We start from the raw sequence: 22,027 nt of genomic DNA, 5'->3' as shown, positions 1-22,027 counted from the left end.
AATAAGCCCCTTACCAGCGGCGTTCAAAGCGGCGGCGCAGGATGACCGCGATGGTGTTCATTGTCACAAGGAAGATCAACAGGATGATGATGCCCCCCCATGCGCGTTCGTAAAAGGCCGGGTCGGCGCGTTTGGACCATTCATAGATTTGTGCAGGCATGGCCGAGTTCGGCGACAGGAAACCCGCAACAATCCCATCGGGCGGGTTCGACGCGATAAACCCAACCATCCCGATCAGCAGAAGCGGCGCGGTTTCGCCAAGCGCCTGTGCCAGACCGATGATGGTCCCGGTTAGAATGCCGGGTGCGGCCAGCGGCAGAACATGGTGGAACACCGCTTGCATCTTCGAGGCCCCTACCCCAAGCGCCGCATCGCGGATCGATGGCGGAACCGCCTTCAGCGAGGCGCGGGTCGAGATGATTATCGTCGGCAGCGTCATCAGCGTCAGCACCAGACCGCCCACCAGCGGCGCCGAGGTCGGTAGGTGCATGTAGTTGATGAAAACAGCCAGACCCAGAATACCGAACACAATCGACGGGACGGCGGCCAGGTTCGAGATGTTGACCTCGATGATATCGGTCAGCCGGTTCTGCGGCGCGAATTCCTCAAGATAGATCGAAGCGGCCACGCCAATCGGCAACGCCAGCGCCAGCACCACAAACATCATGAACAGTGATCCCAGCATTGATACGCCGATCCCCGCGGCCTCGGGCCGTTGGTCTGACGCGTCGGAACCAAAGATGAAATCGGGGTTGAAGGCCTTGTAAAGCACCCCTGCATCCCGCAGTTGATCAACAAAATCCAACTGTGCAGCCGTTATGCTTTTGTCATTGGCGATGGATTCACGCGTGACACGGCCCTTAATGTACCCATCTACGCGGCTGTTGACCAGAAAGCGGAAACTGACGGTTTTGCCAATCTCATCGGGGTTGGCGATCACGTAGTTCCGCAACTGAGCCTGCGACGACTTTGACAGGATCTTACCCATTTCTTTGGGTTTCAGATCCGTCTGAATGCCAAGTTTTTGTACTTCGGCCTCAAGCGCCGAGGCAATCAGCGGGGCGTAACCAAAGGTCGAGACCTTCTTGATATCCTCGATATTGCGGTCGCCCTTTTTGTCCAGCTTGTCGGCCTTCAGTTCGACATTCAGCTCAAGAAAGGTCTGCTGGAATGCGCCGGTACCTGCTGTCACGATATTCGTGACCAGAATGATCAGCATCAGCAGGCCGATCCCGATGGCGGCAATTCCGTACAGCTTGAACCGACCCTCGGCTGCGTTGCGGCGTTTGGTACGCGCGTCTTTCTCGAACAATGAGCCACCTTTGGGCTTCGCAGCAGGAGCAGCCCCAGGCGTTTGGGAAATATCGGTCATTCGTACTGCTCCCGGTATTTGCGTACGATATAAAGGGCGAAGATGTTCAGCCCCAGCGTGATGATGAACAGGGTCAGACCCAGCGCAAAAGCCACCAGCGTCTCAGGGCTGGCAAAGTCAGTATCGCCGGTCAACTGACTGACGATCCGGGTTGTGATCGTCGTCATCGCCTCAAACGGGTTGCCCGAGAACTTGGCGATTGCACCGGCGGCCATGACCACGATCATTGTTTCGCCAATGGCACGGCTGGCGGCCAACAGGATCGCACCCACGATACCCGGCAAAGCGGCGGGCAGAACCACCTGACGCACGGTTTCGGATTTTGTCGCGCCCAAACCCAAGGATCCATCGCGCATCGACTGCGGCACCGCGTTGATGATGTCATCCGACAGCGACGAAACAAACGGGATCAGCATGATGCCCATTACCAGCCCCGCAGTCAGCACCGCGTTCGAGCTAGCCATCCAGCCAACCCCGAGCGCACCGCCTTCACCGAACATCGACACCAATGCGGGGCCGACCGTCAAAAGGGCAAAAAGACCGTAAACGATGGTCGGGATACCGGCGAGAATCTCAAGCAACGGTTTCGCCACAGCGCGCGTCGCACCCGTGGCGTACTCCGACAGGTAGATCGCCGCGAACAGGCCAATCGGTACCGCGACCAGCAAAGCAATTAATGAGATATAGAGCGTACCCCACAGCAGCGGAAGGATCGACAGCTCTGACCCGCCACGGAAGTTGGGGGCCCATGTGCTGCCAAAGAAGAAGTCCTTCCAAGAATGAAGCTGGAAGAAGTTCAGCGTTTCAAAGAACATCGACAAAACGATGCCCACGGTCGTCAGGATCGCGATAGAAGCCGCCAGCAGCAGCAGTGCCAGAACCGCCTGCTCGACCACGTTACGGGCGCGGAATTCTTTATGCGTGCGGATATAGGCGAAGGCTGCCCCCAAAAGTGCGACAGCCAGAACAATGCCCTGCATGGCAACCGATCCGGTCGACGTCATACTGCGGTATTTTTGCGCCGCAATCAGGATCGGCTGAGAAATCTCCTGCGTCAGTACCTGCCCGGCGTCCTTTAGTGTTGCCGTCAGTTGATCAATATCCGAATTCGCGTCTTGGGCCTGCGCTTCGGTCATTGCGCCTGCGGCGACTGCCCCATCCAACCCAACGGCCACGCGACGTACTTCGCTCATTATGAGGCCGCGATCAGAACCTTCTGGGATCGACTGCTCGGGGATAAGGCTGGAAACCGTGCTGTTCACGATCATCGGCTGGGCAAGAAGCCATACAATCAAAACGCCAAGTGCCGGAACCAACGCAGACAGGGCGACATTGTACCCATAATAGGACGGCAGCGAATGCAACTCGCGCGCGTCTCCTCCTGCGCTTGCCAAGGCACGGGAGCGACCCGTGAAGAAACCGATCACTGCCAGCGCAAGCAGGATAAGCAGCAGCCAGGATAATGCCATGAGAACTCCGATGGTATCGCAAGTGGAGGAGTCAAAAAGAACCGGGGCGCGAAAATTACGCCCCGGTTCGGTTCACAAGATATATTAGGAACCGCCGCCCAGAACGGTTTCGTTCGCAACAGTTTCCTGTACTTTCGCCAGCTCAGGATCCGAGACCAGACCGTATTCCGCCAGCGGGCCGTCGGGGCCTGCGATCTCGTCCGCGACGAAGAACTCAGCATATTCTTTCAGACCGGGGATCACGCCAATGTGGGCTTTTTTCACGTAGAAGAACAGCGGGCGCGAAACCGGGTATTCACCCGAAGCAATGGATTCGGTCGAAGGAACAACGTCCGACATGGTCGCAACTTGCAGCTTGTCGGTGTTGTTCTCGTAGAAAGCCAGACCAAAGACGCCGATGCCGTCCTTGTTGCTGTCGATACGGGCCAGAGTTTCGGTGTAGTCGCCGTCGATGTCGACAGACACGCCGTCGGTGCGCAGCGCGATACAGGCTTTTTCAGCGGCTTTCTTGTCATCGCCGTTAGCGGCTTTGTAAACGTCAAAGTCGCCTAGGTGCTCGCACCCGGCCAGGATCACTTTGTCTTCGAACACTTCACGGGTACCGTGCTTGGTGCCGGGGATGAAGGCTGCAATCGGCTGCGCCGGGAACGCGGGGTTCACGTCGGCCCAGGTTTTGTTGGGGTTATCGACCAGTTCACCGTCAACAACGATCTGAGCGGACAGGGCCTTGTACCAATCTTCCGGGGTGAACTCGAACGAGTTGCCGTTAATGTCGGATGCGAAAACGATGCCGTCATAGCCGATCTGAACTTCGATGATGTCGGTTACACCGTTTTCGGCACAGGCTTTGATTTCTTTCTCGCGGATAGCGCGCGATGCGTTGGCAACGTCGATGGTGTTTTCGCCAACACCTTCACAAAAGCGCTTGAGGCCAGCGGACGAGCCACCCGATTCAACAACCGGCGTCGGAAAGTCAAAGTTCTCACCGAAGGCTTCAGCAACGATCGAAGCATAAGGCAGAACGGTCGAGGAACCGGCTACCTGAACCTGATCACGAGCAGCGGCAGCAGTGGCCGAGATTGCAGAGATGGCAAGAGCCGAAGCCGACAGTTTTACAAAGGACATTTCAGTCTCCCTGAAAAGATAGAATTTGATCACCCCCATGATGATCCTGCGGCACCCCTAAGAGCCGTGCGTAAGCCTTTTGTGACAGGTTTGTAACGCTTTTATGACACCTTGCTTTGTTTGAAGGTGACGTAACGAAAGAAAAGTCGGTCAAAAACTGACAAATTGGACGACCACAGATGGAAACTGAACCGGGTTACCCCGGCAAAATAACTGTAAACACGGAACCTTTTCCAAGGTCGCTTTCCACGCGCAGGCGACCGCGGTGGCGATTTACAATATGCTTCACAATCGCCAGGCCCAGCCCTGTTCCGCCCAGCTCACGCGATCTGTGACTGTCGGCGCGATAGAATCGCTCGGTCAGTCGCGGCAGATGTGTCGCATCGATTCCCGGCCCCTTGTCGATGACCTGCACCCGAACAGCAGGGCCACGCATCGCCGTATCCCGTTCCGATGACGTGATGCGCACTTCGACCACGCCACCGCTGCCGCCGTATTTGATACCGTTTTCGATCAAGTTGGTGAAAACCTGCCGCAACTGATCGCTGTCACCGGTTAACGTAACAGGCCCCTGATCCGCCGAAAGGGTCAGTTCGACACCGGCGTCCTCGGACAAAGGACGAACCGAGTTCAAAATCGACTGCATCATTCCCGTCAGTTCCAGTTGCTCTGTCGGGCGGATGCGTTCTTCGCTTTCAACCCGGTTCAATGAAAGCAAATCACCGACTAGCCTGTTCATGCGGTTGGCTTCCTCGGCCATGATCTTAAGAAACCGCTCACGCGCGACGGCATCGTCACGGGCCGGTCCCCGCAGGGTTTCAATGAACCCCATTAAGGCGGTCAGAGGGGTTCGCAGCTCATGACTGACATTGGCAACAAAGTCCCGGCGCATCTGACCGGCCTGCTCCAGATGGGTGACATCCTGAAAGATGGCCAACACAGCGCCGCCGGAAACCGCTCCGACGCCGTTCATGTACCGACACTGAACTTCGAAGGTTGTGTCCTGCGCCCCGTCATTTGCCAGATGACGCGTTTTCACCGGCCCTTTTGTTCGCAAGCTCTGCTCCATGGCTTCAATGACCTGAGGCTGCCTCAGGATCGTTGCGAAGTGCCGACCCTCGATCCCCGCGCCAAGCAAGGTTTTGGCGTCCGTGTTCGCCGCGATAATGCGTTCCGTTTGATCGACCACCAAAGCCGGCATAGGAACGGCAGCGACAAATTCGGTCAGCTGGTCATTTGACATGAAAAAAACCTCTTGGAGGTAATCAGACCGCCGTCATCGTATCCCGAAACCTGCGCATGTTGCTCTGGTAATGCAGGGCGCTTAGGGTCAGACCCTTTACGGCTGCATCGTCCAATGTGCGCACGACCTTGCCCGGTGATCCCATTACAAGTGAATTATCCGGGATCTCTTTGCCTTCCGTTATCAAAGCCCCCGCCCCGATCAGGCAATTCTTGCCAATCCTTGCCCCATTCAGGACGATCGCCCCCATTCCGATCAGAGAGTTTTCGCCAATCGTGCAGCCATGCAGCATGACCTTGTGGCCGATGGTGCAGTTCTTTCCAATAGTCAGGGGAAAACCTGCATCAATATGCATGACGCAGTTTTCCTGAACATTGCTGCCTTCGCCGATGCGGATCTCTTCGTGGTCGGCGCGGATGGTGCAACCAAACCAGACCGAGGCGCCCTGCTCCATCACCACCTTGCCGATCAGGTTGGCGTCCGGTGCAACCCATGTGTCATCGTGAATTTGCGGCTTATGCTCGCCCAAGGCGTAGATTGTCATGACAGGCCCTCAAATTCATTTTGTAGCGCGCGAACGTGGTTTTGAAGGCTGGGTTGCTGAATGCGGCGCATACGTTCGGCGCTGACGATGGTCTTCAGCTTTTCTTCCGTCGAATCCAGATCGTCATTGACCAGAACGTAATCGTAATACCCCCAATGGCTGATCTCGTCCCAGCTTTTGAGCATCCGTTTGGCGATCACGTCGTCACTGTCCTGGCCACGACTTTCCAACCGACGGCGCAGTTCCGGGATCGAGGGCGGCAGGATAAAGATCGAAAGCGCGTGTTTGCCAAGGTCCGAGTTGCGGATCTGAACCTCACCCTGCCAATCCACATCGAACAATACGTCTTTTCCGCTGTTGATCGACTCGCGGACAGGCCCGGCGGGTGAGCCGTAAAAGTTCCCGAAAACATGCGCGTGTTCCAGCATCTGCCCTTCGGCGACCTGCTGTTTGAACGCATCCTCCGTAAGAAAGAAATACTCGCGACCGTGTTCTTCGCCCCGACGCGGCGCGCGGGTGGTGGCCGAGACCGAAAACTCCAGATCGGTATCCCACTGCATCAACCGCTTGGCCAATGTGGATTTTCCTGCACCTGAGGGCGAGGACAGAATGATTAGTAGGCCGCGTCGATCCGCCATTTGGCGCTCCTGTCGTTATTCCACGTTCTGAACTTGTTCGCGCATCTGATCTATAACGGCTTTCAACTCAAGCCCTACCGAAGTCAGATCGGCACTTTGCGCCTTTGAACACAGGGTGTTGGCCTCTCGGTTGAACTCCTGCATCAGAAAGTCAAGCTTTCGGCCAACTGCAACGTCCTGATCCAGCAAGTCCCGCGCCGCCAAGACATGCGCTTTCAAGCGATCAATTTCTTCGGTGATATCGGCCTTGACCGCGATCAGTGCAAGTTCCTGCGCAACACGATCCGGGTCGGCACCCTGCGCGTTATCCATGACGCGCGTCAGGTTCTCGCGCAGCATTTCTGCGACCTTATCCTTTCGCTGCTCCGCCAGAATTGCAGCCTGTTCTGTCAACTCCGCTACCGTTTCCAATTGACCGTTCAATATTTGCGAAAGCGCCTGACCTTCGGTTTCGCGCATCGCAATAAATTCGGTCAAAAGCCCTGGGAATTCGGCGATTAGATGTTCGACCAATGGCGCAGGATCGTCTCCGTCGCTGCCTGCATCCAGCATACCCTTTAACGCGATAAGGTCGGACGCACGCGAAGGCGCCAGCGTGACATCCCGGGTTTCTGCCATTTGCTGCGTTTTTGCCAGCGCATCCAGCGCTGCCCCCATTGCGACTTCGTTCAATACAAGGTCCGGCGCAGATTCATCGCGGTTAAGCCGCAGGGACAGCGTGACGTTTCCCCGGCTCAGTGCCTTGGACAATTGTCCACGCAATGCGACCTCTAACCCGGTCAACCAGTCCGGGGCACGCACCCGCATGTCCAGCCCCTTGCCATTAACGCTGCGCATCTCCCACGTCCAGCTATGCGGCCCAAACGCCCCCTTGCCAGAGGCAAATCCGGTCATGGATCTGATCATGCCCGCCCTTTCGTCGCTGCTCGTCTCAGAATACTTGACCGCACCTAATGCCATCACAGCACGCAGGGCAAGAGTTTGCTGGGTTTCGCCTGAAGACACCTAAGTTAACCATTCATTAAAGAATTCCTCCAAGAGTGGCTCCACCCATGTCAGTTTGGCCCTTGTCAGAACTGGTCATTCGAAAGATGCCCCCGATATCTGGCATTTTAGGAAAATGATGGCCAATTGGCGTTAGGGCTATGAAATGAAAACCTTTTTCGGAAACGGGTCCGGGTCTAGCTTTGGAAAGATCATCGCGATGGATCGCTTTGACAGTGGCCGCATATTTTCGCCCCTCCGCCAGGCTGAGGCTTATTGGAGCGCGCTGCTGACGGGCGGCGAGGTTCCAATGCGATCGCAAATTGATCCACGCGGACTTGAGAACATTTTGGAAAACACCTTTATCCTCGAACGCATAGCACCCGGCCTGGCCCGTTTTCGCCTTGCGGGCAGTCATCTGAACAGGCTTGCCGGGATGGAGGTTCGGGGCATGCCCCTGACCGCCTTTTTCGAACCGTCGGCGCGATCTCAGGTTACAGAGATATTGGAGCAGGTTTTTGCAGGACCTGCGATTGCCGAGTTTGAACTTGAGGGGGCTGGAAAACCGGGGCGCGCCCATCTGGATGCGCGCATGATCCTCCTGCCGCTGAAGAGCGATTTAGGGGACGTAAGTCGCGTTTTGGGCGTACTTGCTAGCAATGGTGCCATTGGTGCTACGCCCAGACGGTTCGGCGTGCTTGGTCAGAAGGTTCGCACAGTGGCGTCCATTCAATCACCGCGCACGAACGTCGAACCGGCCTCAGCAGGTTTTGCCGAGGGCCAAAGGGAATTTGATCGCTCAACGTCCCATTTGCGTCTGGTTGTATCACGAGATGATTAGGTAACAAAAAAGCGGGCCTTAGCCCGCTTTTTCTATGAGTTAGCTCGCCGCACGTTTGCTGCGATCGCGCCTTAGGTTGGTCAGTTCCTCGGCTACAAGGAAGGCCAGTTCCAAGGACTGCGACGCGTTCAAACGAGGGTCGCAGGCGGTGTGGTAGCGGTCCGAAAGATCCTCTTCCGTCACGGCGCGCACGCCGCCCGTGCATTCGGTTACATCCAGACCGGTCATCTCGAAATGTACACCACCGGGGATGGTTCCTTCGGCCTGATGCACACCAAAGAAGTCGCGAACTTCACGCAGGACTGAATCAAACGGACGCGTCTTGTAGCCCGTTGCCGATTTGATGGTATTGCCGTGCATCGGATCGCAGACCCAGGTCACATTGGCACCTTCTTCCTTCACGGCTTTGACCAGCCGCGGCAGATGCTCACCGGCCTTACCCGCTCCGAACCGCGCGATCAGGGTCAGGCGACCCTCTTCGTTTTCGGGGTTCAGCTTGGACATCAGAACTTTCAGATCTTCCGCTGTCGTGGTTGGACCGCATTTGAGACCAATGGGGTTCAATACACCGCGGCAGAATTCCACGTGCGCGCCGTCGGGCTGACGGGTGCGGTCGCCGATCCAGATCATGTGGCCAGACCCGGCTAGCCAGTTGCCCGAAGTCGAATCCAGACGCGTCAACGCCTCTTCATATTCCAGCAGCAGACTTTCGTGGCTGGTATAGAACTCGACGGTCGAGAACTCATGCGTGGTGTCGGCGGTGATACCCGCCGCGTGCATAAAGTCGATCGTGTCCTGAATCCGGTCCGCGATCTCAGAGTATTTCTGAACGTCCTGTTCGTCCGTGAAGCCCAAAGTCCAAGAATGCACCATGCTCATATCCGCGAAACCGCCAGTCGAGAAGGCCCGCAACAGGTTCAGCGTCGCCGCGGCCTGCGTATAGGCCTGCAACATCTTGCCGGGATTCGGGATACGCGCCTCGGGCGTGAACGCCAGTTCGTTGATGATGTCACCACGATAGCTTGGCAGTTCCACACCATCGACAACCTCGGTCGGGGCGCTGCGCGGCTTGGCAAACTGTCCCGCCATCCGGCCAACTTTGACCACGGGAACTTTGGCGCCATACGTCAGCACCATCGCCATTTGCAGCATCACCTTGAAGGTATCACGGATTGCGTCGGCACTAAATTGTTCAAAGCTTTCAGCACAATCGCCACCTTGCAACAGGAACGCCTCGCCACGTCCGGCGGCGCCCAAAAGCTGTTTCAGGCGGCGCGCTTCCCCGGCAAAAACCAGCGGGGGATACTGAGAAAGCTGGGCCTCGACCTTAGACAGCGCGTCCGCGTCGGTATAATCTGGCATTTGAACCCGGGGCTTGTTGCGCCAGTTCGATTTTTGCCACTCGGTCATAGCTTTGATCTCCGCTGAAGTATTCAGGTCGTCTCTATACAAAATGCAATGAAGAGTGACCATATACGATTTGCGCCTCTTGACGCGGGAAACAAGCTTTGATCATGGTTGCTGTCAAATCTGTCGCCGACGCAACGTCATCAGGCGCCGAATCAAGGACACCTCGCCATGCAAGAGCAACGCCAAGTTGTCACGGTGGAAGACACTGCGGCCAACCCTAAGAATTTCGTATTTGTCTTGCTGGACAAATTTTCGCTGCTGTCCTTTGCTTCGGCGCTGGATAGCCTGCGTATTGCCAATCGCATGGCCGACAAAGAACTGTATTCGTGGACTTTTGCAGGTGAAGGCGGTGATACCGTCAAATGCTCGGCCGGGACCGAGTTCAAGCTGGACACCGATCTGAACGAATTACAGCGCGACGACGTTGTGATCATATGCGGGGGTGTCGACGTGCAGGCGGCGACCACCAAGAAAGTTCTGAATTGGGTTCGGCGCGAGGCACGGCGTGGTCTGAAAATCGGTGGGCTTTGCACAGCGGCCTATACTCTGGCCAAGGCCGGACTTCTGGACGGAAAACGTGCGACGATCCACTGGGAAAACTCGGACAGCTTTGTCGAGGAGTTCGATGAGGTCGAACTCACGAAGTCTGTTTTCCAGATTGATGGCAACCGGATGACTACTGCGGGCGGGACCTCATCCATCGACCTGATGCTGAAAATCATCGCTGATGATTACGGCGAAGATCTTGCCAACGCGGTCGCCGACCAGATGATCTATTCCTCGATCCGCACCGATCAGGACACGCAGCGCCTGTCCACCCCGACTCGCATCGGCGTGCGCCATCCCAAGTTGAGCCAGGTCATCCTGATGATGGAAAAAAACATCGAGGAACCGATCTCACCTTCAATCCTTGCCAAAGATGTGGGCATGTCCACGCGGCAGTTGGAACGCCTGTTCCGCCGCTACCTGAGCCGTTCTCCCAAGCGGTACTACATGGAGCTTAGGCTGCACAAAGCACGCAACCTGCTGATGCAGACAGATATGAGTGTCATTAACGTGGCGCTGGCCTGCGGATTTGCCAGCCCCTCGCATTTCTCGAAATGCTACCGCGCGCACTATAATACCACGCCCTACAGGGAACGCGGCGCCCAAAGTGGTCGCCTTTCGGTTTAACCCCGGGGCGCCATCCGATAAACTGCGCCTTCTCCTACGGAAATAAACCAGATCGACCCGTCAGGCGCTTCGACAATGTCCCGGACGCGTTCGGTCTCGGCTCCTTTGATTTGCTCGACTTCCTTAAGGGGGGTCCCCTCTAGCCGGACGATGTAGTTGAACTTGAGCGACCCCACGAAGATGTCGCCCCTCCACTCGGGCCATAGTTTTCCAGAATACACCATCAATCCCGACGGTGCGATGGATGGGTCCCAATAGAATTCCGGTTGCTGCATCCCGGACTTCGCGGTGCCTTCGCCGATTGACTTGCCTGAATAGTGCTTACCATACGAAATCACTGGCCAACCGAAATTCTGGCCCGGCAGAACAAGATTCACCTCATCCCCGCCCCGCGCGCCATGTTCCGACGTCCACAGGCGCCCTTGCGCATCAAGACCCGCGCCCTGCGGGTTTCTGTGCCCATAAGACCAAATCTCGGGCCTGATATCGGGTTGACCGACAAACGGATTGTCAGACGGAACCGAACCATCGCGGTTTATCCGGATAACCGAGCCAATATGGTTCGACCTGTCCTGAGCCTGAGGCCGGTCACCGCGATCACCGATCGTGACAAACAAGGTTCCATCATCGGCTTCCACGACCCGAGACCCAAAATGCCGACCACCAGATCCCCCCGGCTTGGCTTCGAAGATCACCCTTAGGTCTGTAAGGCGTTTTCCGTTCTCTGACAGGCGCGCGACCGCCACGGCAGTTCCTGCACCACCCTTCTGACGTTTTGAAAAAGTAAGAAAAATTTCACGACTCTGGGCAAAATCGCGTGCGACGGTTACGTCCATCAACCCACCCTGCCCTTTGGCCACCACATCCGGTGCTCCGTGCACCCGGCGCGCGTCCCCGTCAGCGACATACAATAGCTGTCCGTCACGCTCGGTCACCAGAAACGTGCCGTCTGGCAGTATCCCAACCGCCCACGGGGTATCCAGCCCATCGACAAGTGCGCTCACCTGCACTGGACCGGCTGATGTTCTTAATTCATCGGCTTCGGCCACCATCGGACCAAACAGCAAGAGTGAAACCGCGAACGCTCTGAGCATGGGGATCTCCACTTTGGGGACACTGCGACAACCACAACAAAACAAATAGGATTATGGGCCGCAAAAACACGTTTGCGTTAGGACTTTTCTTTTCCGAACAGCTTGCCTAGGGTCATGCCCAGAACGAATACGTTCACAATAGGGAGTAACCATATGAAAAAGCTGCTTACAGCAACCGCAGCAACCGCTCTGCTGTCCGGCACGGCAATGGCCGAAGATGTCACACTGGGCGTTCTGTTCGGCTTTACCGGTCCGATTGAATCACTGGCACCGGCCATGGGCTCGGGCGCGGAACTGGCAATGGCCGAAGTCACCGAATCCGGCAAGCTGCTGGACGGTTCGTCCGTTTCGGCATCCCGCGCTGACACTGGCTGCATCGACAACGGTCTGGCCACCTCGAACGGTGAGCGCATGATCGCAGACGGTGTTGCCGGCATCATCGGTGGTGACTGCTCGGGCGTGACCGGAGCGATCCTGCAGAACGTTGCGATTCCGAACGGCATGGTCATGATCTCGCCGTCGGCAACTTCGCCCGGCCTGTCGACCATGGAAGACAACGGCCTGTTCTTCCGCACCGCCCCGTCGGATGCGCGCGAAGGTCAGGTAATGGCGGACATCCTGAACGACCGTGGCATCAGCTCGATCGCTTTGACCTATACCAACAATGACTATGGTAAAGGTCTGGCGGACGCGATCCAGTCGTCGTTCGAGGCTTCGGGTGGCGAAGTCACCATCGTGGCCGCGCACGAAGACGGCAAGGCCGACTACTCGGCCGAAGTGGGCGCGCTGGCCTCGGCCGGTGGCGACATTCTGGTGGTCGCGGGCTATCTGGATCAGGGCGGTCTGGGCATCATCCAGTCAGCGCTGGACAGCGGTGCGTTTGACACATTCGGTCTGCCCGGTGGCATGATCGGTGACTCGCTGCCCAACAATGTCGGCCCCGATCTGAACGGCTCGTTCGGTCAGATCGCCGGTTCGGGCGGTGAAGGTGCTGAAAAGTACTTTGCCATGGCCGAAGCCGCGGGTTTCGACGGCTCTTCGCCCTATTCGCCCGAAAGCTATGACGCCGCAGCGCTGTTCATGCTGGCAATGCAGGCCGCCGGGTCCACCAACCCTGCGGACTACGGCGCCAAGATCATGGACGTTGCCAACGCTCCGGGTGAAAAGATCTATCCCGGCGAACTAGCCAAGGGTCTGGAAATGCTGGCCGCAGGTCAGGACATCGACTATGTCGGCGCGTCGGGTGTTGAGCTGATCGGCCCCGGTGAAAGCGCAGGTTCGTATCGTGAGATCGAAGTCACCGACGGCGAAAACAAGACCGTCAACTTCCGTTGATCGGACCTGAAAAGTCATAAAAACAAGCAGCCCGGGCCTTGTGTCCGGGCTGTTTCAATGAAAAAAGGCCGCACCCCGGAAAACGGGGATGGGACAACAACGCCGAAAACGGCGGCTAGGGGAAAAGATGATCGTCGTCGAAGACGTGCACAAGCATTTCGGCGGGTTTCATGCGGTGGACGGGGCATCGCTGGAAATCCAAAAGGGCTCGATCACCGGTCTGATTGGGCCGAACGGGGCCGGAAAAACCACTCTGTTCAACGTAATCGCGGGAGTCTTGCCGCCAACCAGCGGCAAGGTCTTCATGGATGGTGAGGATATCACCGGCCTGCCCCCGCATGAGCTGTTCCACAAAGGCCTGCTGCGTACGTTCCAGATCGCGCATGAGTTTTCCTCGATGTCGTGCCGCGAAAACCTGATGATGGTTCCGGGCGCGCAATCGGGTGAATCCCTTTGGAACACGTGGTTTGGGCGCAAGCGCATCGCCGATGAGGAACGCGCGCTGCGCGCCAAGGCCGATGAGGTGCTGGAGTTCCTGACCATCGAACATCTGGCCGATCACAAGGCCGGTCAGGTCTCGGGCGGGCAGAAGAAACTGCTGGAGCTTGGCCGCACCATGATGGTCGACGCCAAGATCGTCTTTCTGGACGAGGTCGGCGCGGGCGTGAACCGCACCCTTTTGATGACCATCGCTGACACGATCCTGCGCCTGAACAAGGAACGCGGCTATACCTTCGTGGTTATCGAGCATGACATGGATTTCATCGGCAAAATCTGCGACCCAGTCATCTGTATGGCCGAGGGCAAGGTGCTGGCCGAAGGTACCTTGGATGAAATCAAAGCGAATGAGCACGTGATCGAAGCCTATCTAGGCACCGGCCTCAAGAACAAAGACAAGCTGGAGGCCGGGGCGTGAGCGACAATCCTTATCACGACGACAAGGGCAACAAGGACGCCTCGATCACAAACACGCATGGCGTCGGCACGATGACCCCCGCCCATCGCAAAAGTGGCGAAACGCATAAGGTCGCGGGCGGCCCCTTCCTGATCGGTGACACGATGACGGGCGGTTACGGCAAAGGGCCGGATATCCTGCACGACTGCACCATCGCGGTCGATAAAGGTGAAATCGCCGTGATCGTCGGCCCCAACGGCGCAGGAAAATCTACCGCGATGAAGGCGGTCTTCGGAATGCTGGACGTCCGCGCCGGAGCTGTTCGACTGGACGGCGAAGACATCACCAAACTTTCGCCGCAGGACCGGGTGATCAAGGGGATGGGCTTTGTGCCGCAGACGTCGAACATCTTCACCTCAATGACGGTGGAGGAGAACCTCGAGATGGGCGCTTTCATCCGCCGCGACGACATTTCTGGAACGATGGAGCAGGTCTATGACCTTTTCCCCATCTTGCGCGACAAGCGCAATCAGGCGGCCGGAGAGCTGTCGGGCGGTCAACGCCAGCAGGTCGCCGTAGGCCGCGCGCTGATGACCCAGCCAAAGGTGCTGATGCTGGACGAACCCACCGCTGGCGTTTCACCCATCGTGATGGATGAGCTGTTCGACCGGATCATCGAGGTTTCTCGCACCGGGCTGCCGATCCTGATGGTCGAACAGAACGCCCGTCAGGCGCTGGAGATCGCGGACAAGGGCTATGTGCTGGTTCAGGGGCGCAACGCCTATACCGGCACGGGCAAGGAACTGCTGGCCGATCCCGAAGTGCGTAAGAGTTTCTTGGGGGGCTAGCGTGAAGATACCTACAATATTGATCTTGACCTATCTAACCGGCACTGCTGTTACTGAACCATGCTTTCTGAGCGAACTCTGTGAAAACAATGAAGGATGCACGGGTTCGACACTCAAATTCGAGATTGTCGGCAATCCGCCTGATCGGGTTCTAACTAATTTCGGGGATTTCGGAGTTGACGGCACCTCCGCAGCAGGTGAAGCGACTTCCAAAGTGCGTCTTTCGAATGGAACAGAGTATGTGGTCACATCCAAAAACTCATTGATGATCGCGTCTCAAAAGAATGAAAATAGCCGCTCGATCATATACTTTGTACAAACACCGCCATCAACGCTGACGGCTACGCTCGTTGTCGTTCCGCAGAAATATGTCGATTACTCAAAGACTTTCAATGCGCGTCGCGTATTTGAAGGTGATTGCGAGCAGGAGTTTTAATGGATTTCCTCAACGCCATTGTGGCGCTCTCCAACTTCGTTCTTGTTCCCGCAATCGCCTATGGCAGCCAGTTGGCGCTGGGCGCACTCGGGGTGACGCTGATCTATGGCATCCTGCGGTTTTCTAACTTTGCCCATGGCGACACGATGGCCTTTGGCGCGATGATCGCGGTTCTGGTCACGTGGGGCTTGCAAGCTGCCGGGGTCAGTTTCGGGCCGCTGCCGACCGCCCTACTCGCCCTGCCCGTTGCTATTCTGGGCTGTATCATTCTGGTGCTGGTCACCGACCGACTTGTTTACAGGTTCTACCGCGAACAAAAGGCCAAACCGGTCATTCTCGTGATCGTGTCGATGGGCGTGATGTTCATCATGAACGGGATCGTGCGATTCATCATCGGGCCGGATGATCAACGTTTCTCGGACGGGGCGCGGTTCATCGTTTCAGCACGGGATTTCAAGGCGATGACCGGCCTGCGGGAAGGACTGGCGATCAAAACCTCTCAGGGCATTACCGTGGTTGTTGCGGTTTTCGCCGTGGTGCTGTTGTTCTGGTTCCTTAACCAAACGCGCACCGGCAAGTCGATGCGGGCTTATTCGGATAACGAAGATCTGGCCCTGCTGTCAGGCATTAACCCCGAACGCGTGGTGATGATCACATGGATCATCGTCGCAGCGCTGGCGACTACGGCGGGTGTGCTCTATGGCCTCGACAAAAGCTTTAAACCCTTCGTCTATTTCCAGCTTCTGCTGCCAATCTTCGCCTCGGCCATTGTCGGCGGTCTTGGTAATCCGATTGGTGCCATCGCCGGTGGTTTCATCATCGCGTTTTCCGAAGTGACCATCACTTATGCATGGAAAAAGGTGCTGACCTATCTGGCACCCGAAGGTCTGGAGCCCTCGGGCCTCGTTCAGTTCCTGTCGACCGATTACAAATTCGCCGTCAGTTTCGTGATCCTGCTGATCGTGCTTCTGTTTAAGCCCACGGGCCTGTTCAAGGGGAAAGCTGTATGACCGAGTCCGTCAAAAACACGCTGCTTTTCATTGTGGTCGGCTCTCTGATCCTGCTGACGGGTTTCACGCAAAGCTGGAACTCGGCCATTTTGATCCTAAACATGGGGCTGATCTCGGCGATCATGGCGATCGGGGTGAACCTTCAATGGGGCTTTGCGGGCCTTTTCAATGTAGGCGTCATGGGTTTTGTCGCGCTGGGCGGATTGGCCGTGGTGCTGATCTCAACCCCGCCTACGCCGGGCGCTTGGTCGGCCGGAGGATACGGCATTCTGCTGGCCCTGCTTTTGGGGGCCGCGACAGTGGTCGCAGCCGTGCTTGTCGCCACGCGAATGCCAAAGGGACGGACACAAACCCTGTCAATCATCGGTATTCTCATCGCCGGGTTCTTTATCTATCGCGCGGTGTTCGATCCCAGCATCGCCGCGGTCGAGGCGATTGACCCCGCAGTCGCGGGCAATATCGGCGGTTTGAACTTGCCGGTTCTGTTGGCGTGGCCTGCGGGCGGCCTACTGGCAGCCGGCGCGGCCTGGTTGATCGGGAAAACTGCGTTGGGCCTGCGGTCAGACTATCTGGCGATTGCGACGCTGGGTATCGCCGAGATCATCATCGCCATCATGAAGAACGAAGACTGGTTGGCCCGTGGCGTCAAGAATGTCTACGGCATCCCGCGCCCCACCCCAGTGGTGGGGTATGAGGTCGAGTTGCAGGCCGATCCCGGCTTTATCGCCCGCGCCGAATGGCTGGGTCTTGATCCGGTCACGGCCTCGACCCTTTCGGTCAAGCTGGGCTATTCGCTACTGTTCACCATCGTCCTGCTGGCGCTGCTGTGGATGGCGCAAATGGCGCTAAAAAGCCCTTGGGGACGGATGATGCGCGCCATTCGTGACAACGAAGTCGCGGCCGAGGCAATGGGCAAGGATGTCACCCGACGCCACCTGCAGATCTTCGTGCTGGGCTCGGCGATCTGCGGTATTGCGGGCGCGATGATGACCACGCTTGACGGCCAGTTGACGCCGGGCACATATAATCCGTTGCGCTTTACCTTCCTCGTCTGGGTGATGGTGATCGTCGGCGGTTCCGGTAACAATTTCGGCGCGGTTCTGGGGGCTTTCCTGATCTGGTTCCTGTGGGTACAGGTCGAACCGATTGGCTTGTGGATGATGAACCTGATTACGGCCGGAATGCCGGACGGCAGCGCGCTTAAGACACACCTGATTGAAAGTGCTGCTCATATGCGGCTGTTCACAATGGGTCTGATCCTTCTCATCGTGCTCAGGTTCAGCCCACGAGGATTGATACCCGAAAAATAGATTAACCTTAGGTTAGGATTCAAACCGCGCCAAACGTCTGGCGCGGTTTGTTGATTTCAGGCCATCGCTTGTTTACAGGATAAATAACCGCAGTGTTTCAGGCCGGTGTTCCACTCATCCTGAATAACGCGGACGGCCTGATGAGTATGAAAAGAGTTCACATGAAAACCTTGATCACCAAAACCGTTCTTTTGCTGCCGCTTGTTGTAGGTTTGTCGGGATGTATTCCATCACCCGAAGACGTGGAGAGCACACCGGTGAAAGTTCAAACCCCCAAGGGCGAAGTCACCTGTCAGCTCTACCGCCTAGACCGGGTAATCTGGGATCGCGCCACTGACTTCCCGGCTGACAAGATGTCCGTGCCAGAGGCGGACGCCTACTGTAAGCAGGAAGGCCAGCGCCGCCTGAAGTGATCCGGCTGGGTGCGCGCTGAACCAAATTGGTCCGGCGCGCGGCCCCTAATTGTTTTTAAACAATCCACCAAGGATACCGCGCACGATGCGGCGTCCAGTGGTGCCTTTAAGCTCTTTGATGACCGCTTCGCTCATGGCCGACGTAAACGTATCCTTTTTGCGTGTGTCGCGGGACGTTGACCGCCCCACCCTGCTGCCGGAATAACGTCGCGCTGTCGCAAATTCACGTTCGGCCACGGATTGAGATTCTTCCTTTTCTTCGGCCTCAGCAGCGGCTTCTGCGGCGGCCGAAGCACGGGATTTTAAAATCTCAAAGGCGGACTCTCGGTCTTGCAACGCATCATATTTCGCTCTCATCGGCGACGCATCCATCACGGCCTGACGCTCGGCCGCAGTTACCGGGCCAAGCTGCGAGCCCGGTGGCCTGATCAATGTCCGCTCGACAATACCCGGCACGCCCTTCTTCTGAAGCATCGAAGTAACGGCTTCGCCAACCCCGACTTCACGGATTGCGGCCTCGGTATCAAAGGCCGGGTTCTCGCGATATGTCTCGGCTGCAAGGCGCAGGTTCTTTCTGTCCCGCGCCGTGAACGCACGCAGGGCGTGCTGAATACGGTTCCCGAGCTGACCAAGAATATCTTCTGGGATATCTGCGGGGTTCTGAGAAATGAAATAAACGCCAACCCCTTTTGAACGGATCAGGCGCGCGACCTGTTCGACCTTGTCCACCAGAACTTTTGGGGCGTCTTCAAAAAGCAGGTGGGCCTCATCAAAGAAAAACACCAGCTTTGGCTTATCCGGATCGCCGACTTCGGGCAGTTCTTCGAACAGTTCACTAAGCAACCACAAAAGGAACGTCGCATAAAGACGCGGCGCCCCCATCAGCTTGTCCGAGGCAAGGATATTCACGACGCCCTGCCCGTTTTCGTCAACGCGCATCAGATCCGCAAGTTCCAAAGCTGGCTCGCCGAACAGGTTAGTGCCACCTTGGTTTTCAAGAACCAAGAGGCGTCGCTGAATGGCCCCTATCGAAGCCGTCGAGACATTGCCAAAGCGTAAGGACAACTGGGTTCGATTTTCACCGATCCACACCAACAACGATTGCAGGTCCTTGAGGTCCAGCAACGGCAACCCTTCTTCATCCGCCACACGAAAGGCGATGTTCAAAATACCTTCCTGCGCCTCGCTCAAATCCATCAGACGCGATAGAAGAAGCGGACCCATCTCAGTCACGGTTGTACGGACGGGGTGCCCTTGTTTGCCAAAAAGATCCCAAAAGGCCACAGGGCACGCCGCATAAGAATAATTTGTAAGTCCAATTCTCTCGGCGCGTTCGTGAAAAGACTTGTGCAATTTATGCGTTTCACTACCCGCCTTGGCCAACCCGGACAGATCACCCTTAACATCGGACAAAAACACCGGAACGCCTGCCTGCGAAAATCCCTCGGCAAGAATTTGCAATGTCACCGTTTTTCCGGTTCCAGTCGCACCAGCGATCAATCCATGCCGATTGGCATATTTCAACGTCAATGATTGAGGCTGGCCATAGTCGTCACCCGCGCCACCTAAAAAAATACCATTTTCCATATGATTATGGTCCCAATATCCACCGATCTGACGGCAGCATACAAATTTAATATTTAACTGCGATAGTCTATTCGTTGTCTCCGCGGTGAGAGGTGCGAGGCAACGATCTTCCTCCCTGTCGACTGGCCGCGCTTTCGGGCGCGGCTTTTTTTAAGATTACGGCCTATGTCATTAAATTTTTAGGTTTGCAGTTGACCGATGCGCTCCCCTCTCGTAACGTCTGCGCATAACTAAGTCGGCCAGTCCGACGGGGAGAAAATTCAGTTGAAGGGAGCCGCTCCACCGGCTCCCTTCTTCGTTGGAAATAGCCCCGAAAATCGCGGCAAACCGGCAAGATTCCGATCACTTCCCTGCATTTTGAAAGCTTAGTGCCTGACACCCTGCCACAAGGATGTTAGACCGGGCAAAAAGCTAAACCAATCTGCCGAGGCGTTCATGTTCAAGAAACTTCTCTCACTCAACATTGTTGGCGCCGTGCTACTGTCAGGCGCGGTTGCAGCCCAGGAAACTCAATCCGGTGAATCTCAACCGGCGCAGGCAGACAGTGGTCTTGATCTGGGTCAGTCCGGGCCGCGTGTCGGCGAACAGTTCATCAAGGAAAAGTCAGGCGACTGGGAGGTTTCCTGCATTAAGGCCGAGGAAGGCAATGACCCCTGCGCCTTGGTCCAGATCCTGAACGGTCAGCAGGGTGAGCCCATTGCCGAAGTCACCATCGGTAAATTGCCCGCTGGTGGAGCTGCCGCTGCATGGGCCAGTGTGATCGTTCCCCTTGAAACCCTGCTTCAGGCGCAGCTTGCCCTGTCAATCGACGGGGCACCGCGCAAACTCTACAATTACCACCACTGTGTTCCCGTCGGATGCGTTGCCCAACTTGGGTTGAGCCAGGGCGATGTCGACGCAATGAAAGCAGGCAGCAAAGCGGTTCTGTCGCTGGTTCCGGCCCGTTTTCCGGATCAGGTTCTGTCAATGGACATGTCGCTTGCGGGATTCACTTCGGGGTTTGACAGCCTGACGGCACAGCAAAACTAAGAACGGCAGACAAAGGCGGCTGAAGAAACGGTCGCCTTTCTTTTCCGCCCAACGTGCTTAGACACGTTTCAGCGCCAAAACCGCATTCAGGCCGCCAAAGGCAAACGCATTGCTCAGCGCCACGTCAACTTTGGCGTTGCGCGCGTCATTTGGCACCACGTCCAAGGCGCATTCGGGATCAGGTTCTTCATAGCCTATGGTCGGCGCGATCACCCCGTCGCGCAATGCCATGATACAGGCCAGCAACTCTACAGCTCCGGTTCCGCCAATCAGGTGACCGTGCATCGACTTGGTGGACGAGATCATCAACTCGTCCGCATGCGGTCCAAAGACATCAGCAACGGCGGCACATTCGGTTTTGTCGTTGGCAGCCGTCCCCGTGCCATGCGCATTGATATAACCTACCTGATCCGCGTTCAGCCCCGCATCGGCCAACGCACCCGACATGGCCCGAGCCGCGCCCTGCTTGCTGGGCATCACGATATCAGAGGCATCTGATGACATCGCGAACCCGACTACTTCGCACAATATGTCCGCACCTCGGGCGCGCGCATGTTCATATTCCTCAAACACAAAAACACCAGCGCCTTCACCTTGAACCATTCCATTCCGGTTCGCACTAAACGGGCGGCAGGCGTCCTTCGACATGACGCGCAACCCCTCCCACGCTTTGACGCCGCCAAAGCACAGCATGGATTCCGAACCACCGGTCAGCATCGTCGGCGCAGCACCGCTGCGCACCATCTGAAACGCCAGCGCCATTGCGTGGTTCGAGGACGCACAGGCCGTCGAAACAGTAAAGCTTGGCCCCTTGAGGTTATGCTCCATCGACACATGGCTGGCGGCGGCATTATTCATCAATTTAGGCACGACGAACGGGTGAACCCGGTTCTTTCCATCCTCATAGACAGAGCGATAATTGTCGTCCCAGGTCGAAACGCCCCCTCCGGCCGTGCCTAGCACAACACCGGACCGCGCGGCCAGATCACCGTGAAACTCGATACCGGATTGTTCGATTGCTTCCTTAGCAGCCGTCAGCGTGAACTGCGTGAACCGATCGTACAGGGTCATTTGTTGTCGGTTGAACCGGCCTTCGGCCTCGAACCCCCGAACCTGACCTCCGATTTTGATGGCCAACCTCTCAACGTCACGGAACTCCAACTCGGAAATCCCACAGCGGCCATCACGCATTGCTTCAAGTGTGGCAGGTACGGAGTGGCCCAGCGAGTTGATCGTCCCGGCCCCGGTAATGACAACGCGTTTCATGATCT

21 protein-coding genes are annotated in these 22,027 nt (G+C 56.8%); 10 read left to right on the top strand and 11 right to left on the bottom strand.

The window, feature by feature from the left end:
- Positions 1–10: 10 nt before the first annotated feature.
- The 7 genes from pstA to RUESEDTHA_RS12515 form a co-directional block, all read right to left on the bottom strand.
- Positions 11–1,372, bottom strand: a complete 1,362-nt coding sequence (gene pstA, locus RUESEDTHA_RS12545; protein WP_180887174.1) for a phosphate ABC transporter permease PstA — start codon at positions 1,370–1,372, stop codon at positions 11–13.
- The gene (gene pstC, locus RUESEDTHA_RS12540) at positions 1,369–2,841 is read right to left on the bottom strand and encodes a phosphate ABC transporter permease subunit PstC (RefSeq protein ID WP_180887173.1); all 1,473 of its coding nucleotides are present in this window, start codon (positions 2,839–2,841) and stop codon (positions 1,369–1,371) included. Before pstC ends, pstA begins: the two co-directional genes overlap by 4 nt.
- A gap of 84 nt (positions 2,842–2,925) precedes the next feature.
- Entirely contained in the window at positions 2,926–3,966 is a 1,041-nt protein-coding gene (locus RUESEDTHA_RS12535; RefSeq protein WP_180887172.1) for a substrate-binding domain-containing protein, read from the bottom strand.
- A gap of 196 nt (positions 3,967–4,162) precedes the next feature.
- Positions 4,163–5,209 carry an ATP-binding protein gene (locus RUESEDTHA_RS12530; protein WP_180887171.1) on the bottom strand — a complete coding sequence of 349 codons (1,047 nt, stop codon included), beginning with the start codon at positions 5,207–5,209 and terminating at the stop codon, positions 4,163–4,165.
- A gap of 22 nt (positions 5,210–5,231) precedes the next feature.
- A complete protein-coding gene (locus tag RUESEDTHA_RS12525; protein WP_180887170.1) occupies positions 5,232–5,753 on the bottom strand; it encodes a gamma carbonic anhydrase family protein in 522 nt (173 codons plus the stop codon).
- Positions 5,750–6,391, bottom strand: a complete 642-nt coding sequence (gmk, locus tag RUESEDTHA_RS12520) for a guanylate kinase (RefSeq protein WP_180887169.1) — start codon at positions 6,389–6,391, stop codon at positions 5,750–5,752. The genes RUESEDTHA_RS12525 and gmk overlap by 4 nt, the downstream gene beginning before the upstream one ends.
- Before the next feature lie 15 nt (positions 6,392–6,406).
- Positions 6,407–7,285, bottom strand: coding sequence for a YicC/YloC family endoribonuclease (locus RUESEDTHA_RS12515; RefSeq protein WP_255431715.1), 879 nt, complete (start codon positions 7,283–7,285; stop codon positions 6,407–6,409).
- Positions 7,286–7,541: 256 nt separating this feature from the next.
- Between RUESEDTHA_RS12515 and RUESEDTHA_RS12510 the strand changes: the two genes are divergently transcribed.
- Positions 7,542–8,216, top strand: a complete 675-nt coding sequence (locus RUESEDTHA_RS12510; RefSeq protein ID WP_180887167.1) for a PAS domain-containing protein — start codon at positions 7,542–7,544, stop codon at positions 8,214–8,216.
- Positions 8,217–8,255: 39 nt separating this feature from the next.
- Here RUESEDTHA_RS12510 and RUESEDTHA_RS12505 read toward each other — a convergent pair whose 3' ends face one another.
- Positions 8,256–9,626 (bottom strand): class II 3-deoxy-7-phosphoheptulonate synthase, encoded by a 1,371-nt coding sequence (locus tag RUESEDTHA_RS12505; RefSeq protein WP_171121446.1) that lies wholly within the window; start codon positions 9,624–9,626, stop codon positions 8,256–8,258.
- A 168-nt stretch (positions 9,627–9,794) separates the two neighbouring features.
- Here RUESEDTHA_RS12505 and RUESEDTHA_RS12500 point away from each other — a divergent pair, with 168 nt between their 5' ends.
- A complete protein-coding gene (locus RUESEDTHA_RS12500) occupies positions 9,795–10,799 on the top strand; it encodes a GlxA family transcriptional regulator (protein WP_171211480.1) in 1,005 nt (334 codons plus the stop codon).
- On the opposite strand, the gene RUESEDTHA_RS12495 is transcribed toward RUESEDTHA_RS12500, so the two are convergent.
- Positions 10,796–11,893, bottom strand: coding sequence for a PQQ-dependent sugar dehydrogenase (locus RUESEDTHA_RS12495; protein WP_180887166.1), 1,098 nt, complete (start codon positions 11,891–11,893; stop codon positions 10,796–10,798). The genes RUESEDTHA_RS12500 and RUESEDTHA_RS12495 overlap by 4 nt on opposite strands.
- A 153-nt stretch (positions 11,894–12,046) precedes the next feature.
- On the opposite strand from RUESEDTHA_RS12495, the gene RUESEDTHA_RS12490 reads away from it, so the two are divergent.
- The 7 genes from RUESEDTHA_RS12490 (at position 12,047) to RUESEDTHA_RS12460 (ending at position 18,140) form a co-directional block, all read left to right on the top strand.
- Positions 12,047–13,228 (top strand): ABC transporter substrate-binding protein, encoded by a 1,182-nt coding sequence (locus RUESEDTHA_RS12490; protein ID WP_171125033.1) that lies wholly within the window; start codon positions 12,047–12,049, stop codon positions 13,226–13,228.
- A gap of 127 nt (positions 13,229–13,355) precedes the next feature.
- Positions 13,356–14,144, top strand: a complete 789-nt coding sequence (locus RUESEDTHA_RS12485) for an ABC transporter ATP-binding protein (protein WP_171174031.1) — start codon at positions 13,356–13,358, stop codon at positions 14,142–14,144.
- Positions 14,141–14,971, top strand: a complete 831-nt coding sequence (locus tag RUESEDTHA_RS12480) for an ABC transporter ATP-binding protein (RefSeq protein ID WP_180887165.1) — start codon at positions 14,141–14,143, stop codon at positions 14,969–14,971. Before RUESEDTHA_RS12485 ends, RUESEDTHA_RS12480 begins: the two co-directional genes overlap by 4 nt.
- Before the next feature lies 1 nt (position 14,972).
- Positions 14,973–15,407, top strand: coding sequence for a hypothetical protein (locus RUESEDTHA_RS12475; RefSeq protein ID WP_180887164.1), 435 nt, complete (start codon positions 14,973–14,975; stop codon positions 15,405–15,407).
- On the top strand, positions 15,407–16,417 hold the full coding sequence (locus tag RUESEDTHA_RS12470; RefSeq protein ID WP_180887163.1) for a branched-chain amino acid ABC transporter permease: 1,011 nt from the start codon (positions 15,407–15,409) through the stop codon (positions 16,415–16,417). The genes RUESEDTHA_RS12475 and RUESEDTHA_RS12470 overlap by 1 nt, the downstream gene beginning before the upstream one ends.
- Complete coding sequence (locus tag RUESEDTHA_RS12465) at positions 16,414–17,727, top strand: branched-chain amino acid ABC transporter permease (RefSeq protein WP_180887162.1); 1,314 nt, start codon at positions 16,414–16,416, stop codon at positions 17,725–17,727. The genes RUESEDTHA_RS12470 and RUESEDTHA_RS12465 overlap by 4 nt, the downstream gene beginning before the upstream one ends.
- A gap of 140 nt (positions 17,728–17,867) precedes the next feature.
- Complete coding sequence (locus tag RUESEDTHA_RS12460; protein ID WP_255431714.1) at positions 17,868–18,140, top strand: hypothetical protein; 273 nt, start codon at positions 17,868–17,870, stop codon at positions 18,138–18,140.
- A gap of 45 nt (positions 18,141–18,185) precedes the next feature.
- Here RUESEDTHA_RS12460 and RUESEDTHA_RS12455 read toward each other — a convergent pair whose 3' ends face one another.
- On the bottom strand, positions 18,186–19,727 hold the full coding sequence (locus RUESEDTHA_RS12455) for a helicase HerA-like domain-containing protein (protein ID WP_180887161.1): 1,542 nt from the start codon (positions 19,725–19,727) through the stop codon (positions 18,186–18,188).
- Positions 19,728–20,162: 435 nt separating this feature from the next.
- Between RUESEDTHA_RS12455 and RUESEDTHA_RS12450 the strand changes: the two genes are divergently transcribed.
- Positions 20,163–20,756, top strand: a complete 594-nt coding sequence (locus RUESEDTHA_RS12450; RefSeq protein ID WP_171121455.1) for an invasion associated locus B family protein — start codon at positions 20,163–20,165, stop codon at positions 20,754–20,756.
- 57 nt (positions 20,757–20,813) lie between these two features.
- Here the strand turns inward: RUESEDTHA_RS12450 and RUESEDTHA_RS12445 are convergent, their stop codons facing one another.
- Positions 20,814–22,022, bottom strand: coding sequence for a beta-ketoacyl synthase (locus tag RUESEDTHA_RS12445; RefSeq protein ID WP_180887160.1), 1,209 nt, complete (start codon positions 22,020–22,022; stop codon positions 20,814–20,816).
- Positions 22,023–22,027: the final 5 nt, after the last annotated feature.

Source organism: Ruegeria sp. THAF57, from assembly GCF_903914075.1.
Classification (GTDB): Bacteria; Pseudomonadota; Alphaproteobacteria; order Rhodobacterales; family Rhodobacteraceae; genus Ruegeria.
This window is presented reverse-complemented; position numbering and strand designations above follow the sequence as displayed.

Bases quoted from the DNA above. Each gene is read 5' to 3' on its own strand.
- pstA (WP_180887174.1), bottom strand. From the start codon at position 1,372: ATGACCGATATTTCCCAAACGCCTGGGGCTGCTCCTGCTGCGAAGCCC.
- pstC (WP_180887173.1), bottom strand. From the start codon at position 2,841: ATGGCATTATCCTGGCTGCTGCTTATCCTGCTTGCGCTGGCAGTGATC.
- RUESEDTHA_RS12535 (WP_180887172.1), bottom strand. From the start codon at position 3,966: ATGTCCTTTGTAAAACTGTCGGCTTCGGCTCTTGCCATCTCTGCAATC.
- RUESEDTHA_RS12530 (WP_180887171.1), bottom strand. From the start codon at position 5,209: ATGTCAAATGACCAGCTGACCGAATTTGTCGCTGCCGTTCCTATGCCG.
- RUESEDTHA_RS12525 (WP_180887170.1), bottom strand. From the start codon at position 5,753: ATGACAATCTACGCCTTGGGCGAGCATAAGCCGCAAATTCACGATGAC.
- gmk (WP_180887169.1), bottom strand. From the start codon at position 6,391: ATGGCGGATCGACGCGGCCTACTAATCATTCTGTCCTCGCCCTCAGGT.
- RUESEDTHA_RS12515 (WP_255431715.1), bottom strand. From the start codon at position 7,285: ATGACCGGATTTGCCTCTGGCAAGGGGGCGTTTGGGCCGCATAGCTGG.
- RUESEDTHA_RS12510 (WP_180887167.1), top strand. From the start codon at position 7,542: ATGAAAACCTTTTTCGGAAACGGGTCCGGGTCTAGCTTTGGAAAGATC.
- RUESEDTHA_RS12505 (WP_171121446.1), bottom strand. From the start codon at position 9,626: ATGACCGAGTGGCAAAAATCGAACTGGCGCAACAAGCCCCGGGTTCAA.
- RUESEDTHA_RS12500 (WP_171211480.1), top strand. From the start codon at position 9,795: ATGCAAGAGCAACGCCAAGTTGTCACGGTGGAAGACACTGCGGCCAAC.
- RUESEDTHA_RS12495 (WP_180887166.1), bottom strand. From the start codon at position 11,893: ATGCTCAGAGCGTTCGCGGTTTCACTCTTGCTGTTTGGTCCGATGGTG.
- RUESEDTHA_RS12490 (WP_171125033.1), top strand. From the start codon at position 12,047: ATGAAAAAGCTGCTTACAGCAACCGCAGCAACCGCTCTGCTGTCCGGC.
- RUESEDTHA_RS12485 (WP_171174031.1), top strand. From the start codon at position 13,356: ATGATCGTCGTCGAAGACGTGCACAAGCATTTCGGCGGGTTTCATGCG.
- RUESEDTHA_RS12470 (WP_180887163.1), top strand. From the start codon at position 15,407: ATGGATTTCCTCAACGCCATTGTGGCGCTCTCCAACTTCGTTCTTGTT.
- RUESEDTHA_RS12465 (WP_180887162.1), top strand. From the start codon at position 16,414: ATGACCGAGTCCGTCAAAAACACGCTGCTTTTCATTGTGGTCGGCTCT.
- RUESEDTHA_RS12460 (WP_255431714.1), top strand. From the start codon at position 17,868: ATGAGTATGAAAAGAGTTCACATGAAAACCTTGATCACCAAAACCGTT.
- RUESEDTHA_RS12455 (WP_180887161.1), bottom strand. From the start codon at position 19,727: ATGGAAAATGGTATTTTTTTAGGTGGCGCGGGTGACGACTATGGCCAG.
- RUESEDTHA_RS12450 (WP_171121455.1), top strand. From the start codon at position 20,163: ATGTTCAAGAAACTTCTCTCACTCAACATTGTTGGCGCCGTGCTACTG.
- RUESEDTHA_RS12445 (WP_180887160.1), bottom strand. From the start codon at position 22,022: ATGAAACGCGTTGTCATTACCGGGGCCGGGACGATCAACTCGCTGGGC.